3 protein-coding genes (1 of these 3 only partly in view) are annotated in these 16,704 nt (G+C 68.1%); all 3 read left to right on the forward strand.

What is annotated here, in order from left to right; genetic code table 11:
• Window positions 1-14,873 carry the 3' portion of an EndoU domain-containing protein gene (locus ACLJQ7_RS25820; RefSeq protein WP_410650747.1) on the forward strand. Its footprint begins 12,790 nt before the window's first position, so 14,873 of the gene's 27,663 nt are visible here — the last part of the coding sequence; its start codon lies off the left edge, out of view; the stop codon is at window positions 14,871-14,873.
• Between the two features lie 107 nt (window positions 14,874-14,980).
• Window positions 14,981-15,724, forward strand: coding sequence for a hypothetical protein (locus ACLJQ7_RS25825; protein WP_410650748.1), 744 nt, complete (start codon window positions 14,981-14,983; stop codon window positions 15,722-15,724).
• A gap of 23 nt (window positions 15,725-15,747) precedes the next feature.
• On the forward strand, window positions 15,748-16,371 hold the full coding sequence (locus ACLJQ7_RS25830) for a type VII secretion system-associated protein (protein WP_410650749.1): 624 nt from the start codon (window positions 15,748-15,750) through the stop codon (window positions 16,369-16,371).
• Window positions 16,372-16,704: the final 333 nt, after the last annotated feature.

Here is a 16,704-nt window from a genome sequence, read left to right on the forward strand (position 1 = left end):
CGGAAACCGTCGGTGCTGCGGGGCCGGAGTCCGGCGGGTCGACCGTCCGCGGCACGGAAGTACCGGCAGAGTCACGGGAGCTGATTCGGAACTGGCGTCTTGATCCCGGTGATCCGCAAGCTCCTCTGACGCTGCTGGAGTACATGTCCAAGCTGCCGCTCGGGAATCTTTCGCTGACGACCTATGGCACACGCAGGATATTCCTGCCGGAGGTCGTCGAGCTGGTGCGACCCTGGGTTCTGGGCATGCACTCGGAGACGAATCCGGATACGCGCAGGCCGTACACCTCGGACCGGGTGGCGCTGTTGTCCGGAGGCGTGGTCGCCTACCGCAAGGTGGACCAGTGGTGGCTCGAAGCGTTCGGTGTCCAGCCGGTACCGACAGAGTCACAGGAGGCGATTCGGAACTGGCGTCCTGATCCCGGTGATCCGCAAGCTCCTCAGACGCTGCTGAAATACATGTCCAGGCTGCCGCTCGCGAGGCTTCAGCTGGTCACTGACGTGCGTGGGAGGTACCCGGCTGGGGTGATCGAGCTGGTGCGGCCGTGGGTACTGGCTATGAACAGTTGGCAAAACCCGGCTACCCGCGAGCTTGCCACCGTGAACGAGGTGGCAGCGTTCTCCGGAGAAATGTTCCAGCCGCGTACCGTAACGGAATGGTGGCGAAAGGCCGGGTTCAGGCAGCGCGGTCACGCGCGGGATTCCACGGCGGCTGAGGCGGGGACGAAACGTGCCGGCGAGGCTGACGAGGCCGAGGCATCGCGGAAGCGGCGGGCTGAGGATGGTCAGTCCGGGCCGGGACAAGTGCTGGCGATCCGGGAACGCGATTTGCTCCTGCCGGGAGCCGCCGGTTCCGGCAGCCGGATGCTCGATCAGGGGAGAACCGAGCTCTACCGCGCCGACGAGAGCGCAGATGAAGCCGACGACCTGCGGATCGTGCGCGTGGTGTCACACCAACTGACCCCGATGCCGGGAATGGACAACGCGTTTCCGTTCCGTGACCCGAATGATCCCCAGCGCCGGGTATACGGGCCTTACGCCGACGAGGATGGACAGGTACATCCCGCGGTGGTGCGCCGGGCCGACGACATCACCGCCGAGATGGTCGGGGCCAAGGCCCTGCTGAAGGGGATAGCCCGCGATCCAGACGACACGCGGTTGCCGGTCGCGGCGGCCACGGAGCTGACGGCGGTGTGGCCGGCGTTGGAGCGCGCTGTCGCCGCCGAGATACGGCGATTGGTCAGAGAGGAACCGCTGGCGACACCGGTGGTCAGGGTCGGTGAGGTGACCGAAAAGCACGTCCGGGAGCATGAGCGCGCCCTGGTCGGTGAGAACGGCTTGTTCCTGAGCCGACGGCCCGCCGACATCCCGCCCGCCGAACGGCCGTCACTGCGTAACGGCAAGATACTCGGCTTTTACCAGGGAGCCGTCCTCGATAGTGACGAAACCGTCGCGAGGTGGGAAGAGAAATATAGAAAATTCCCGAGTTACATCATGGAATTCGATACGGCTCGGTCGACCATGAGCGCTGAGGGATCAGCCAACTCCATCAATTTCGCCAACACGGCAACGGAGGATTCTGGTCACGGGCTGATCATCGATCATGATCGGGTCAACGCGGTATTCGTGAGCTTCAAGATCCACCTGTTCGACAAGGACGGCAACCCCAGGGCGCAGACCATAGCGGTCCTTATGGCCTTGGACAACGCGTTTGATCAGGAGACTAACCCCGATGGGGTGATCCTTGCCGACTACGGCGATGGCTATCTTCCGCTGCTGGAGAACCCGGTCAAGCCCGAGCCGGAAGCGGATCCCGATGTGAGCCGGTATGCCCAGGCGCCGGACGTCGGCGCGGAACTGGAGCCGGGTTCCACGGCGTATTTCTCGGTGCTGCACCACGCTGTAGTCAGTGAGGTGCGGAGGCTGGCCCGTACGGATTCAGGCGACATCGGGGACTTTGTCCGGGACCAGGTGACTCAAGTGGTGGTGGAGCGCTGGCTCTGTGAGGTAGAGCCGGAATCGAACCACCTGAACGGCTTCGCCTTCGAGATCGCGAAGGCCGTGCTGGAGTTTCATGGGTTGCTCGGTGGCGCGCCCGCATCCGTGGGCGGTCCAGCCGGTACCCGTGTGCGGTACCCCGCCGAGCCGGAGGCTGGGCCGTCCAGTATTCCTGGCGGTGACCGACTGGTCGGCGAAGCGCAGCCGGACGTCCATCCCGCCGCGGAGCCACGGCCTTCGGATTCCCCGGGGTTTGTGCGGGCCGAAGGCAACCGTGTGGTCTTCCCGGCGCCGGGAACGACGACGGAGACCGCTGGTTCGGCGGCGGCTCAGTTGCCGGTGTTCCCCGGGGTGCTCACGGTGGGCGCCCGGCTGGCGGCGGATGGCTTGGGGGTGTTGCGGTGGGACGGACAGGGCGTCCACAGCTTCGCCGAGTTCGCCGGCCTGCTCCAGCAGTGGCTTCCGGAATCGCCCGAACAGCGCAGGATTCTGCTGGTGTCGTGTTATGCCAGTGAACTGGCGGCCTCGCTCAGTCGTTTTGGCGCCTCGGTGATCGCGACAAGTGAACTGGTCTGGGAGTTCAACGGGGGGCAACTCGTCGCGGGGGACGTGCGATTGTCCGACGACGGCACGATGCTGCCCGCCGGCTCCCGGAACAGCCTCGACCGCAACCTGTTCGAGCTTCACGAGGATGGTGCTCCGGCTCGGTCCCTGGACACGGCGGTCGCCGGACAGGCTGTGTTGCGGGCAGGCTGGGCTTCCGCGGAAGCCCTCGCGGACGACAAGGCGAACGTGGGCGGCGATCGCCTTACCGAACCCCTCCATTGGGGCGATGAGTTCGGCGCGAAATGGCGGGAGGTTCAGGGTGCCCCCGCGGGCTGGCCGCGCACCATCGGGCTCGGGGACGTCACCCTGAATCACATACTCAAACTGCACAGTGGCGGATCGACGGTAGCCGGAAAGTCAAGGTTCCCCGTCGAGTGGACCGCAGAAGACGTAAAGAAGCACATCCTCGATGTCGCCAAGAATCCGGACGTGCCTCCCAGAGCGGGTAAGGGGAAAGAAGTCTGGATTGCCACCGGTGTCCGCGCCGGCGTTTCCATCGAGGTGGTGGTCGAGAGTCCGGGAATGATCCTCACCGGCTATCCGGTGAAGGGCAAGGGCGTCCAGGTGGACTCGGCTGTCTCCGGAATGACCGGAGCGGAGCTCGACAAGCTCGTCCAGGAGCACGAAAAGCGCGATTTGGGGAACGCGTGGTCACGGGCTTGGGGTGGCAGGACGCCGAAGTTGCTCTCTGTCCGGTTTGGACGCCTGGCGACGATACTGGAAAATACCAAAGATGTCGGCGAATTCGGTTCCTCCGCCTTTCCCCGGGACTGGAGCGTTACCGGGACTGTCGACCGGCTGCTCCACGTCGCGCGCGAACCCGATGAACCGCCAACCCCCCTCGACAAGGGGGGTTGGCGGGCGACCGGAACCCGAGACGGTATGCAGGTGGTCGCCTTCGTGACCGAACACGGCGAGGTGTTCGACGGGTATGCACGAACCGTCTCCGGTCAAGGCGGTGCCACAAGCTCGCGGAAGCGCCAGCGCCACGACCACGAAGAACCACCACGAGCGGTCCCCAGGCCGAAACGCGCGCTGGGCGAAGCCGCCCCGGCAGCGGGTTCCCGCGGCTTCACCTCGGTGGCGGAACTGGTCGGTCAGCTGAAGTCGAAGGCCGTCGACCCGCGTGACCACCAGGGCGAGTCGGGCCGGACGATGGGACCGGACTACTTCTCCCGGCGAAAGGCGCCTTCGGCGGCCGGCCCAGTTCGTGGCCACGACTACTCCGGGCTGAACGCCGCGGGCTGGCAGGCGTTGCTGGCGAAGCTGGATCTTGCCTCCCCTGTTCGCTTCGGCAGCGACGAGTACGCACCGGCCCGGATGACCGGCTTCGAGGACGCGGTGCTGACCAGGGAACTCACCGAGGCGGAACGGGAGCAGTGGGCTCCCACTTCGGACAAACCCCCGCTGCCCAAGGTGCTGGAGATGCCCAAGACCGTGACCTCGATCTGGTTCGGCAACCCCCTGCCCGATGCGCAGGCGCCGAATTTCCGGGCCGGCGTCGCCCGGATGGCGGGCGAATTCGGTCGCGACTCGGCTTTCGTTCATGTGACCAACGTGTCCAGGGAATCCGTCGAGCGCGCGAGAGAGGGCGAAAGCGGGAAGTACTTCGACGATGTGCGCGAACTGGTGGGCTGGGCGCGGGACAACAACATCATCCTGATCGACATCTACGAGGTGTTCACCAAGGACCACCCCATGGTCCTGCAGGAGTTCTTCGAAGCGGAAATGGCCCGGCAGGCGCCGGGTGGCTACGGCGCGGCGAGCAACATGGCCAGGCTCGAACTGCTCAAGCTGATGGGCGGTGTCTACCTCGACGGCGGCGACCGGCTGACCAACCTGGACCCGCTCAACGTCATCCATACCCGGCAGGCGTTCACGATCTGGAAGAGCGACGACGGCAAGGAGTTCAACCAGAACCTGCTGGCCGCGCCCCGTAACCACCCATTCCTTGAGCTGTATCTGGAACAGATCAGGAAGAACTACCTCGCCCACGAGGACGGCCGGAACGACCGGGACATGTGGCGCACCGGACCTCCGGTGCTGCACACCCTGCGGGACAGGCTGGGCTACCAAAGCCAACAGGAATGGCTGCGTGTCCTTGGCGTCGAGACCGATCAGAGCACGTTGAGCTGGGCGCCCGAACGGATGCGGCATGTGCGGGAGATCCCGGCGGACAGCCGGTCGGCGACGCTGCGGCTCACCCAGCGTGTGGTGCACACGCTGGTGTGGAAACTGCACAGCAGCGAAGGGAAGCTGGATCTCACCAAGGTCGAGTCCGCGCTCGACCGGCATCCGAAGCCGGGGCTGGTGCTGGGTGCGGCGCTGGAGTTCATCTTCGGCAGGCCCGAGCTGGTCGCCATGGTCAAGGAGGTCATCGAACCCGGACGTGAGTACTCGGTGCCCGTTCCGCGGAACGCGCGAGACCTGTTCAAGCGGAGTGGGCAGGACGACGCGCGGATCGGCGGATCGGCGGAGGTGTCGATACCGGTACGGACGCGACCCGCGGGCGCGCCGGAAAGCACACGACCGCCGGGCAACGCCGGTCCGGTGCCCGGCGGGCCGGACCGCGGTGGCTGGGCGTCCGCTACCGGGGCCCGGATACCCGGGCTGAATGAAATCGGGTTCGGGCCCGACAGCGTTCAGCACATCATCGACAACCACGCTGCCGGATCAGGGAAGCCAGGGAAGACGGAGTTCCCACCCAGCTGGAATCCGGGCATGATATTCGACAATGTGAGCGATGCCGCCAGGTTCCCTGACTCGACACCAGAGTTGCTGAGAACCGGAAAATGGCGCGTCCAAGGCGTGCGTGACGACGTGCTCATCGAAGCGATCGTCGATCCTTACGGCGGGATTCTCAGTGCGTTTCCGCAGTCCGGAGAAGGAGTGGCACTCAACGCACACCGCGGTCCGCGCCTGACAGACGCGACGGTCACCGAGCTCATCGAAAGGCACTCCAGAAATGGCCTCGCGGGTGAGTGGGCGAAGATGCAGGGGGGTTCGAGGTTCACGGAGGGCGTTGCCAAGCCGACGAGTGTCAGGATGAGCATGCGGACCGCGCGTGAAATCCTGGAAAATCGCACGGACGGTATCGCCCCGTCAGGGAAGACGACTTTTCCCGAAGGCTGGTCGGGCCTCCAGAGCATCGAACGAGTGCTCCAGGTGGCTCACGACCCCGGCGTGGTGCCCAGGCTTCGGCCCGATGGGCGCTGGGAGGTGATCGGCACCCGCGACGGAGTCGAGATCGAGGTGTTGCTCGAACCGGACGGCGCGGTGTGGAAGGCACGCCCTCGCTTCTCGACGGCGTCGAGCAGGGGCGCGAATGAACTCCGTTCCGCGTTGAGAAGGCGGCGGGGCGAAACAGCGGCAGCTACGGTAATGCGGTTCGACGCGGGCTTGGCGTGGGCGTATCGCCAGGTGCCGGAGAGGCTGCGGGCGAACCTGGAGGAGGCGGCCGACCGGATGGCCTCGGAGCTGCTGCGGGTACCGAAGGCGGTGCGGGACCAGTCGTTCGAGGCGAAACTCAAATCAGCGTTGAAGCGGTTGCTGAGCCCCGGCCGGGACAAGGAGTCGGTCGAGAGGCTCGTGCGGAAAATCTGGGCGTTCGATCCGGGACTGGCGTGGGCGTATGACTTGGCGCCGGAGGAGGTCTGGAAGAACCCGACGAGGCTCGCCGAGTGGATGGCCGAGATGCTGGTGGCCGGTCAGCCCCTGAAACTGCTGGGTGGTTCGGAACGGGCCGACGGCACGAGTGGGCCCGGTGCGCCTGACGGACCGTCGGTCGGCCAGCTACTCGAAGAGAGCATCGCCGAAGAACCGGACGGGCCCGATGTGGATCGGGAGTTCCGCCGTCGCTGGCATCACGAGGTCACTTCGGCCTTGCGGGCCCTGCTCGACCACGGCGACAAGACACAGGTCGGTCAGGCGACCACGCTGGCGCAGGGGCTGGTGGGCAGGCCCGAGCAGACTTCGGTGCTGGAAGAGACGGTCGTCGACGTGCTGGCGTGGCACATCCTGGACGAACTCGGCAAGGATCGGGGGCCGGTGGCGTGGGAACGCGCGGCTCGCGCGGCTTGGGAACGCACCAGCCGCATCCGCGCCGAGGGGCTGACCGGCCCGGCGCGGACAGTGTCCTGGGACGCTATCCGTTCCCGTGGCGGCGAGGCGCTGGTCGAGAACGGGATAGCCGACATTGAGCACATCTGGTCCCGCGAGGTGCGCCAGTTCATGTCGTATGTCGACGCGCACGGGCACGGGAGCGACTGGCTCAACGATGTCGTGTTCATGGTCGACGCCATGCTGGGGGCGCTGCGTGCCGGGACGGGCAACCTCACCAGGGAAGTGCACGCGCGCGTTCGGTTTGTGTTGGGGCCGGTGCTGGGCAGGCTGATGATTTCCTCGATGCAGGGGCGGTCTTCGCCGGACTTGCGGGACGCGAAGGACGCGTGGGACTCCACGGCCGGCTTGCGGGCCGTGATCGACGTGTTGCGGTCGTTCTCCACCGATACCGAGGCCCCTGCCGCACTCGCGCCGGAGCAGGCGGGCGTGTTCAGCGTCCCGTGGCCGGAGGTCCAGGCCGCGGCCGAGCGTGCGGCGCGGCAGATAGCCGGTATTCCCCCGGACGTGGCACGCAGGTTCGCCTCGCTGGAGGACGAAGTCGAGCGCCGCCGCCGGGCCACGGCCGAACGTGAGCAACGTGCGGGACAGGACTCCTCGGATTTGGTCGAGTGGACCGTTCCGCTGGTCGATGCCATGCTCGGGGGCCAACCGGAACCCGTGCCAGGGTTGCCGAGTCATCCGATGGCCGGGCAGGAGCGTCACGCCCTGCTGCACAGGGTGCTGGTCGGCGCCGTCTACGCCGCCGGTTTCGAGGGCACGGGCTGGAGCCGGACGGAAGCGGCCGTCGCGCAGGCGGCGTGGGAGTCGACCGCGCTGGTACGGGTGTATCTGGACTTGCTGCGGACGTGGGGTAGCCCCGGTGTCCACGCGCGGTGGGCGCTGCCGTGGGCAGGGAACGTGCCGGACTACTCCGAGAGTGCGCCGGGCGCCCCGCCGGGGTACTCCGAGTTCGCGCCGCACAACGCTCCGGCCGGGCCGCCAGGGTATTCGGAGGACTCACTGCGGCGCGACGGCCTCGAGGAGCCGCCGCCCGAGGGCACGCTGTGGTGGGTGCAGGGCGAGGACGGCCCTCTCGGCCTGCATCTGCGGCGCCCGGCCCAGCCGGGCGATGCCGACACGCCCCTGCTTTCCGTCGAGCAGAAGGCCGGACTCGAGGTGTTGGGCGACTACCTCGGTGTCCGTGGCGACGGGCCGCGCCAGGCGCACCGGATCAGCATCGTCGGGCACGGTCCGCGCGATAACGCGCTGCACAGGCAGATCGAGCAGGAGCTCAGAGAACACCTGAACCGGCACGACGCCGACACCTCGGAACTGGTGTCGATCCAGCACCGGTTCGACGAGGGCTCCGCCGGGGCGTCCGGGGGCTGGGTGGAGGTCGTGTTCGAGCCGGTGGCCGAGGGCGCGCCGCAGACTCGTCGCAGACGGTTCGGGGAATGGCTGCACGAACTGGGCCGTCGCGGACCGGCTAGCTCCGCGTCGGAGAGCGCGCCGGGCCCGTCCGGAAATGTCCGCTCGATCGCGTTCCACTACAGCGACGGCTCGCCGAAGGCCGTGGCGTTCCCGTTGGGAGAGGAGCGGTTCCACCAGCACACGCACAGGTCGGCCCCGGACAAAGGCTATGGCCGCTATACCCAGATCACCTCCGATGGCACGCCGGTGGCCACCGAGCGGACGCCCTACAAGGGCAGGCAGCTCGCGGTGGATCTGCACAGCGATGACGGGTTCTTCACCGTCGAGGACGCTGTCTCCGGGGAGACCCGGCGGATCAGCGGCCGGGAGCTGGCGCGGATCATGCACGCTTCCGGTGCGTTGAGCCCGGGGCGGCCGGTGCTGCTGATCTCGTGCGACCCGACGCGCGGAGAGTCCGCCGGCGAGTTCGTCGACGAGTTGCGCCGGCTGGGACATCCTGGCCGGACTTACGCGTTCAATCAGGCGGTCACGACCTCCCAGCGGCGGGATGCCCAGTTGCACGTGCTCGGCGGCACCAGCGGTCTGCTGGTCGAAGTCGGCGCCGGCCGTTCCACCGCGTCCGGTGGCGAGCCGCGCGGCCATGGGGACGTGTCGCTTCCCGCGGACTACGACCCGCCCCGCGCCGCCCCGCCCGCCGCGGTGCCACCGGTGACCACCGACTCGGCCGGATGGCTGCTCGCCGAGTTGAACGAGGCGACACTGACCGAACCCGCTCGCGGCGGGGTGCTGCCCGAACCCGACCTGTTCGGGCTGCTCGCACCCGCCGAGCCGCCGGAGTTCCTGCGTGGTCACGACCATTCCGAGATCACTGCCGGCCAGGGCCTCGACCTGCTGCGCAAGCTCGACCTGAAGCACCCGGCGCCGGACTGGTCCGATCTCGCCCCGGAAAACCTGCAGGATTTCGACGACTTCGTGCTGACCCGGGAGCTGTCCGAACAGGAGCGGCATGGCTGGGCGGCAAACGCCGGTCCGCTGCCAGCGCGGCTGCAACTCTTGCGTGCCCGTGCCTCCATCTGGTTCGGCGGTCCGCTGGACGCCGGCAGCGCGGCCAAGTTCGAGATGCGCGAGAACATCGCCGCATCACGAAGGGAGTTGCGAGGTTGGGCACCGATGGTGTTGTTCACCGACGTGTCGCGTGCGTTGTTCGAGCGGGCCGCGCGGTTCTCGGACGAGGCCGCCGACAGCTCGCTGACCGGAGTTCGCGAGATGCTCTCCTGGGCCGAGGAAAACGACGTGCTGCTGGTCAACGTGCACGAGGTCTTTCACAGCGGTTGGCCCATGCCGGTTCAGGAAGCGTTCCTGGCGGAGCTGGCCAAACAGTCCAAGCCTGGATACACGGCGGCGAGCGATCTGCTGCGGATGGCTCTCGGCCGGCGTTTCGGTCCGCTTTACAGCGACGGTGAGTACGAGACCGGGTGGTCGGAACTCGCGGAGATGGAGCGGGTACTGGGCTCCCCTGAAGGCTACGGAGTACACAAGAGGGGCGAGGCGTTCAACAACGACCTAGTGGTCGTACCCAAGGGACACCCGTACGCGGACGACTTCTTCGAGTCCATGCGCGAGAACTACGGAATGCGGCAGGCGGAGGTGCATCCGGCGCCCTCCTCACTCGGCGCCGAGGCATTCGTGAACCTCCCCGAACTTCGATCGAAACGCTATTCGGTCGAATCCCGGACCGGCCCGATCAACCACCGGAAGATCGTTCGGGAACTCGGCCACGATGACCCCGCGCGCGGGGCGATCAGCGGTCCGCGGATGACCACCGGCGGCCAGTGGCTCGTTCGTCCCCGTGAGCGGCCGTCGATCCCGCTGAGCGACCGCGAGGCGACGGTCGAGCTGACCAAGAAGGTCGTGCAGACACTCGTCCGGGAGCTGTACAACCGCGACGGTGACCTGCACCTGACACTGGTGGCCGACGGTGTACTGCGCCACGAAACACCGGAGGTGATCTGGACGGCCGCGCTGGGCTACCTCGCGCAGCGCCCCGAGTTCGCCGGGATGGTGCGGACCGTCACCGACCGGGAACTCGTCTTCAGCCCCGGGGGCTCGCACGAACAACGGCGCATCGAACTACCCGAGCGAGCCCAGCGGTACCTCAAGGACCTGCCAGGGGATGAGTTCCATCGGCTCGCAGAGTTCTCGCGGCCCACCACCATGGCCCCGGACTCCTCGGTGTTCGCTCGGGCAGGCGACGACCGCATCGTGTTCCCGCCGCCGGGGATCACCCTGGACACCGCCGGCGCAATGGCCGCCCAGCTGCCCACGCTGCCCGGCGTGCTCACCGTGGGCGCGCGGCTGACCGCTGACGGGAACGGGGTCCTGCGGTGGGACCGGCCAGGTGGGTACGGGTTCGCGGAGTTCGCGGAACTGCTACGGGAGCAGCTGCCGAAGTCACCTGCCGAGCGCCGGATCCTGCTGGTGTCGTGCGACAGCGCCGAGTTGGCCAAGGTGCTCAGCGAAGTGCTCGATGCCGAAGTGATCGCACCCGCCGAGCAGGTCTGGCAGGCCAACGGCGGACTGCTGCTGCCAGGGCCGGTGCGGATCTCCGAGAACGGCGAGATGCTTCCCGCCGGGCCCCGCAATTTCCCCGACAGCAGCCAGTGGCAGTTGTACAAGGGCGGGCATCTGCAGGGTCGCCTTGGCGCCGGGGACGCGCGGGAGGCTGTGCTGGAAGCCGGATGGCCCATCACCGAACACCTCCCGGACGGTCTCCAGCAGGTGGAAGGTGACCAGCTGGCCGAACCGATCCACTGGGGCGACGACGATTCCGACGGCGATGCGACCATGTCCGACGTCGCGGATTCCGACAGCGACGAGGAGGAAGCGGGGCAGTCCCGGGGCGATCTGACCGACGACGTCGTGATCGACTCGTTTCGGGATCACATTGCCGACCGGGTTGCCACGGCCCGTGCTGCCTTGCGCGAGAACGAAAACGTGTCGCAGCAGCTGAGGACGGTGGCTGGGACCTACGCCCAACGGTGGGCGACTGCCCTCATCGGACCGATGCCCGACGCGGCGGCCGCAGACGCGAACGTCCGGCGACTGGGTGACCTGCACCAGCAGGTCACCGACGTGCTGGCCGCTGAGATCCTGGACGCCGCGTCCGAGGCGGAAGCGGGTGCGCTGCGTCGCGCGTGGGAGGCCACGGCCGACATCCGGGGAGACTACGAGCGACTGCGCCGCTGGTTGCGGCTGGGAAGCCTTTCGGCGCTGAACGAACTGCGCGACCACCCGGACGTGCGGGCCGGCCTGGACCGGGTGCGAGCGGCCCGAATCGTCGCCGGTGGCGCCCTCGCCCGGTGGGCCGATGTGGGCCGGGCGTCCAGGCAGGACTGGCGACAACGAAATCAGTCGGGTGATACCGGTGCCCTCACCGAGAACCAGCTGTATGCCGGCGACGACGCAAGGCGTGCGGCAGAAGCACGCCGGCAGCAGGACCAGGTGGTGGCACAGTGGCGTGAGGATGGCCATCGTTTGCTCGGAATACCCGATGCCGAGCTGAACGAGCAGGAACGCGGGCTCGTCGATGAACTGGCCGAAATGCTGGGGCATCGGCTTCACCTGGCCAGAGATCAGCGTGATCAAGCCGTTCAGGACGCGGCGACCTGGGAACTGGCGGACCGGCTGCGGCACTGGTTCACCGCGCTGCGGAACCAGGAAGGCTCCGAACAGCCTTGGGAGGTCGCCGAGCAACGCCTGCGGGACGAGCCCGGGACTGTCCACGAGCTGATCGAACGAGCCGACTCCGCACGGCGATGGCTTGCTCAGGGGGCGCCCGAGCGGCAACGGCAGAACCGGGTACGGGGCCGCGCGGTGCTGGGACTCATCGACGAACCGGCCAACACGTTCCAGCTGACCCGGAGGCGCCTTCTGTCCATGCTGGGCACCCTGATGGCAGCCGTCGTGTCCGTGGAGAACACGACACAGGGAGCGGTGGAAGCCCAGTGGCGGGCGATCGCGAACCTGCGCACGAGGGTGGCCGCCCTGGTGAACGAGGGCGGCCCGCAGTGGGTCGACATCGATGTCTCGTTCGATGTCGCCGCCCGGCGGCTCCACTCCGTGAGCCTCGCCATGGCGGTGGCAGACTGGCACGAACACTGGAGCGGGGACATCGAGCGGGGCGATCGGCTGCTGACCCTGGAGCGACTGTCAGGGCAAGCCGCGCTGCGGCAGGAGGCGGAACGACTCCTCGGGCCGCCATACGAACCACGGCCTGGCGGGCCAGGGCCCGAGACGGCACGGTGGTTGCGGGAGCGCTCGGTCGCGGCGGTGGCTCACCGTGTCCACCTCGGAGGGGGCGCCGTCGGCGACGCAGAGGCCCTCGGCCAACGGGTGTGGAACCTGCTCGGTCACGCTGAAGGTCCGGCCATGCTCCAGACGTTGCTGCCGAGCGCCCGGCAGACCATATCCGAGCTGAACGAAACCATGCTGTCCGGGCTGCGGTCCACGGCCAGGGCGATGCTCGGTCCGCTTGGCGCGCCGACGCCCACGCCCGGTGCTGAGCACCCGATGCGGTACGCGGAGGTCTATCGCGCTCTGGTCGACGTGCTCGCTGTCCGTCTGCGCGCGCAGCCTTCGACCGAGCCTGGCTGGACGAGGACCGCTTGGGTTCGCGCCCTGCTCGAGACATGGTTCAACTGGGATGGCCGGCAGCGCGTCGACTTCGATGTCCCTTACCAGGTGGCCCAGCGCCGCCACGCCGCCGGTTCGGTCACCGAGCAGGTCGCGAGGTTCGAGAACGGCTGGGACGAAGCGCTGTCGGAGGGCGATGCCTACCTCGTTCGGCGGGACCCTTCCCGCGCCGGTGAGGAACTTTCCGAGGCCGATCGGCTGTTGGGCCTGCCCCCCGAGCCCCGCGAGGGGCTGGGACCGAGCGCAGCTGAGCAACAGCGGTTGTGGCAGCGGATGCGGGCCGCTGTCGCGGCGAAATGGCAGGACGATCAGGACGCCGCTGGTCCGCTCGCGCAAAACCTACGGGACGGTTTCGGTCGCCTGCACGGGTATGACGAGCTTGCCGGGACGACCGAGGCGATTCTGGCCAGCGCATCCGACGCGCACCAGTACGCGCGGCGCGCGCTGAACGCGGCGAGCCCGGAGCGGCAGGCCGAGGTACTTCGGTCCGCCGAGGCCATGGTCGGGCCGTCGGCGACGGTCGTGCCTGGGGTCGGCCCGGCTGCCGCGGCGCAGCAACTGCATCGGACCATGCTGATCGAGATCGTCGCCGGTCACTTGCTGACCGTCCGTGCGACCGATGGTGATGGCTTGCTGGACGTTTGGAGGCGGAGCGCGGACATCCGCCAGAGCTTGGAGTACCTGCGGACGTGGACGCCGTCCGGTCCCGCCGTCGCGGCGCCGGACGAAGGCTACCTGGTAGACGAGGACGCGGTCGCCGGGCGCGTCGAGGTCGCCGACCCGGGCGGGATCGAGCGGGCGGTCGCGAGATTCGAGCGCGAGTTGTCGGAGTACGCCATCGAAGGGGTAGCGCGGCTGGATGCGCTACGGCACAACGACGAAGACTTGCTTACCCGAGGAACTGACCGGATGCAGGCTGGGGACGTGGGCCGGGACGAAGGCAGGGACGAGCTCCTGCGGCTAATCGGGCACGGCGACGACCACCACGCGGCGACGGTGGCCATGCGGCGCCACTGGAACCGCCTCCGGATCGGCGAGCTTTCCGGCGAAGAGCTTGCCCATGCGATCGCCGAGTTCCGTCATCCGGCAGACTGGCTGGCCGCCGAGGGAGCCCGGTTGATGGGCGTCGCCGAACAGGACTTGCCACCGGCCCCGGCGGATACCCCGGAAGGGCGCAGGGTAGAGCTGTTGCGGGATATCGCTCGTGTGGTGCACGCGTCGTCGGTATCCGACTTCAACCAGAGTGCTTTGCGGCAGCAGTGGGAGGACCTGGGAATCGCCACCAGCGCCGGTGCCGTGCTTGACGAGCGGATCACCGAGTTCAGGACCGTCTTTTCGCACATTTTCGACCAGTACGCGATTCCCTGGGAAAACCTGCTTACGGCAGCTGAGTTCTTTGTGGCCTCCACCTTGGAGGGAAGAGCACGGCAACTGCTCGGCTCGTACGAACTGGCCGCCGTACCCGCGGATTCGGAGCTGACTCCGCAGCAGGCACAGGCGCTTTCCGGCATCTCCGCGCAAGTGGCAGAGCAGCTGTACCAGATGATGGTGTCGGCGCTGGTGAGACAGATAGCCCGACGTCCGACGGAGACCGGTTATCACCAGGTTCTCGCCGAGCAACTGCGTAGCGGACAGGTGCCGGGTTTGCCCAGCTTCAACTCCCTGCTGAGCTGGTATCGGCCCGAGCCGGAGCACGTCGCGGACGCGGATCCGGTACCGCCGTACATCGAAGACGCGCTACCCGACCACCGATGGCTTGAGTGGGCAGGGGAGGCACTCGGACCACGCCCCGAACTCAACCTGCGAACCGACGGGGAAGACGGCCGCATCCCGGCCAATGAGCGTGGACGGGTACTCGCCGCGGCCAGGCTGGCCAACCAGTACGACCAGATGTTGCACGCCGTGGCGCTGGCAGGGCAGTACGGCGGTGTCGAAGCGGCGCAAGCGCTGCTGGCGGCGTGGCGGGCACGGATGGAAGCCGACCGGCCGGGGCCGGGACCCGGCCAGGGAGGAGCAAGGCCTTCGGAGCACATCGATCTGGAGTGAATGCCCCAACGGGCAGCGGCGAGTAGCCGTGTGGCCTTGGCCCGATCGCGGCTCTTGTCACCAGGGCCGTCACGCCAGTTGTCTGGTCGTGCCCGCGAGGAGAACCGATGAGGACGGAGATGGCGCCGATGATCGGGACGGACACACGGCACTGGCCCGTGCCCGACCGCGCGGGGGAGGACACGGGGTCCAGTGACGAGTCCGCGATCGCCGTCCTGGTCGCTGTGCTGAGCGCGACGCCGGGGGCACGCGGCCTGTGGCGCACGCGGTGGGTCGACCTCGGCCGGTCGGGGCCGGACGGCGAGACCGAAACGGTGTACATCGCGCTCGCCGAGTCACACGCGCTGCCCGCGCTGGCGGACACGGTGCGCCTCGGCGGGGATGCCGCCGTCGAGGTCGTGTCCGCCGACGGGGACCTACCCCAGCCGACGCGGACCGCGCTCGCGTCCGGCACCCTGCTCTGGGCCGCCGATCCCGCTCCCGTCCTGAAGATCGCGCGGGTGTTCGACGGGGTGCAGGCCGACGGCACCCCGTTCTTCCTGCCCGACCACCCCGAACTGGCCGGAGCCCCGAAGGTCCTCGAGTATCTGCGCGCGGCCACCACCCTGCTCACGACACCGGACGCCATGGACGACGTGTGGGAACCGGGGCGGGGCCGGGTCGTACCGATGAACTTCCGTACCGACGGAACCTGGATCTGGCCCGACACCGTCGAGTACTACCTCGAAGAGCACGGTCTCGCGCCGGAAAGCAGGCTGCTGGCCCACGTGCACACCGCCGGTGACCGGCCGCCCCGGCTCGACCAGGTGGCGCTGCACCGGGCGATGACCGAGCTGTTCCGGCAGCGATGAGATCCGCCTCGGAGGCGACACGGATGAGCGATCAAGGCGAAGGCACCGGCCAGGAGGAGAACTGGTTCCTGCTGATGGACCCGGCATGGGTGCCGAGCGAGGACGACGACGTGCCACCGATGGAGTCGGTCGTCGGTGTCTGGCCTCTCGCCGCCGACGGCGCCGTCGGCCGTTTCCTGCCCAACCCGGACTACCGCCCGCTGAACCCGGACTCGCCGACCGACCCGCTGGACGCGGTGCTGCGCCGGATGGTCGAGGGCACCGCCGAACCGGAACACCTGCAACCACTGCTGCGGGACACCGAGTTCGACCTGGCGATGAACGGCGACGGGCGCCCGCTCATCGTCCTGGCACCCGACGACGTGCTGTGCGCGGTGATCGCGACCGCCGAACGGCATCGTGAGCGGGTGGTCGCGCCGATGTGGCGCCGGGTCGGCCTGCCGGACCTGCTCGAACTGCTGGAAGACCGGTTCGACCTGCTGATCAACCCGGACGGCCCGGCCGCCGTGCGACTGGTGGCGAGCCTCGTGCGCGCCGCCGGCGCGATGACCGACGACGAAGCCGCCGCGCTGTACCGCACCCTGGGCACCGGCGACACCGGCCTGGAGGTGGTCCGCTGGATCCTCCCGGCCGACACTCCGTCGTAGGGAGGGGTGAGGCGAACCTGCCGCGCGGTGCGGGGTCGTGAGTGGCGTTTCGGGTTATCGAGGAAAGTCAACCGTGGCGTGATCGGCCCCTTTGTCGCGCAGGCCGTTCTCGCGATGAGGTGGCCACCCTGGCCGGCAGGGTTCCGGACCGACTTGCGGCCCCCCGGCGCACATTGTCCACAAGGGACAAAGCGTGCCGATCGCACGCCTGGTTGATGTCGTGATGTCTGGTTTTCGCGGGGGGTCGTGAGTGGTAAAGAGGGTTAGAACGATCATTGCCACTCACGACCCCCGCGCAAAGTACTCAAATCGGCGTGCAGGGGAGTTTTGGTG

Origin of the sequence: Amycolatopsis sp. cmx-4-54 (assembly GCF_046548895.1) — a bacterium.
Lineage (GTDB): Bacteria > Actinomycetota > Actinomycetes > Mycobacteriales > Pseudonocardiaceae > Amycolatopsis.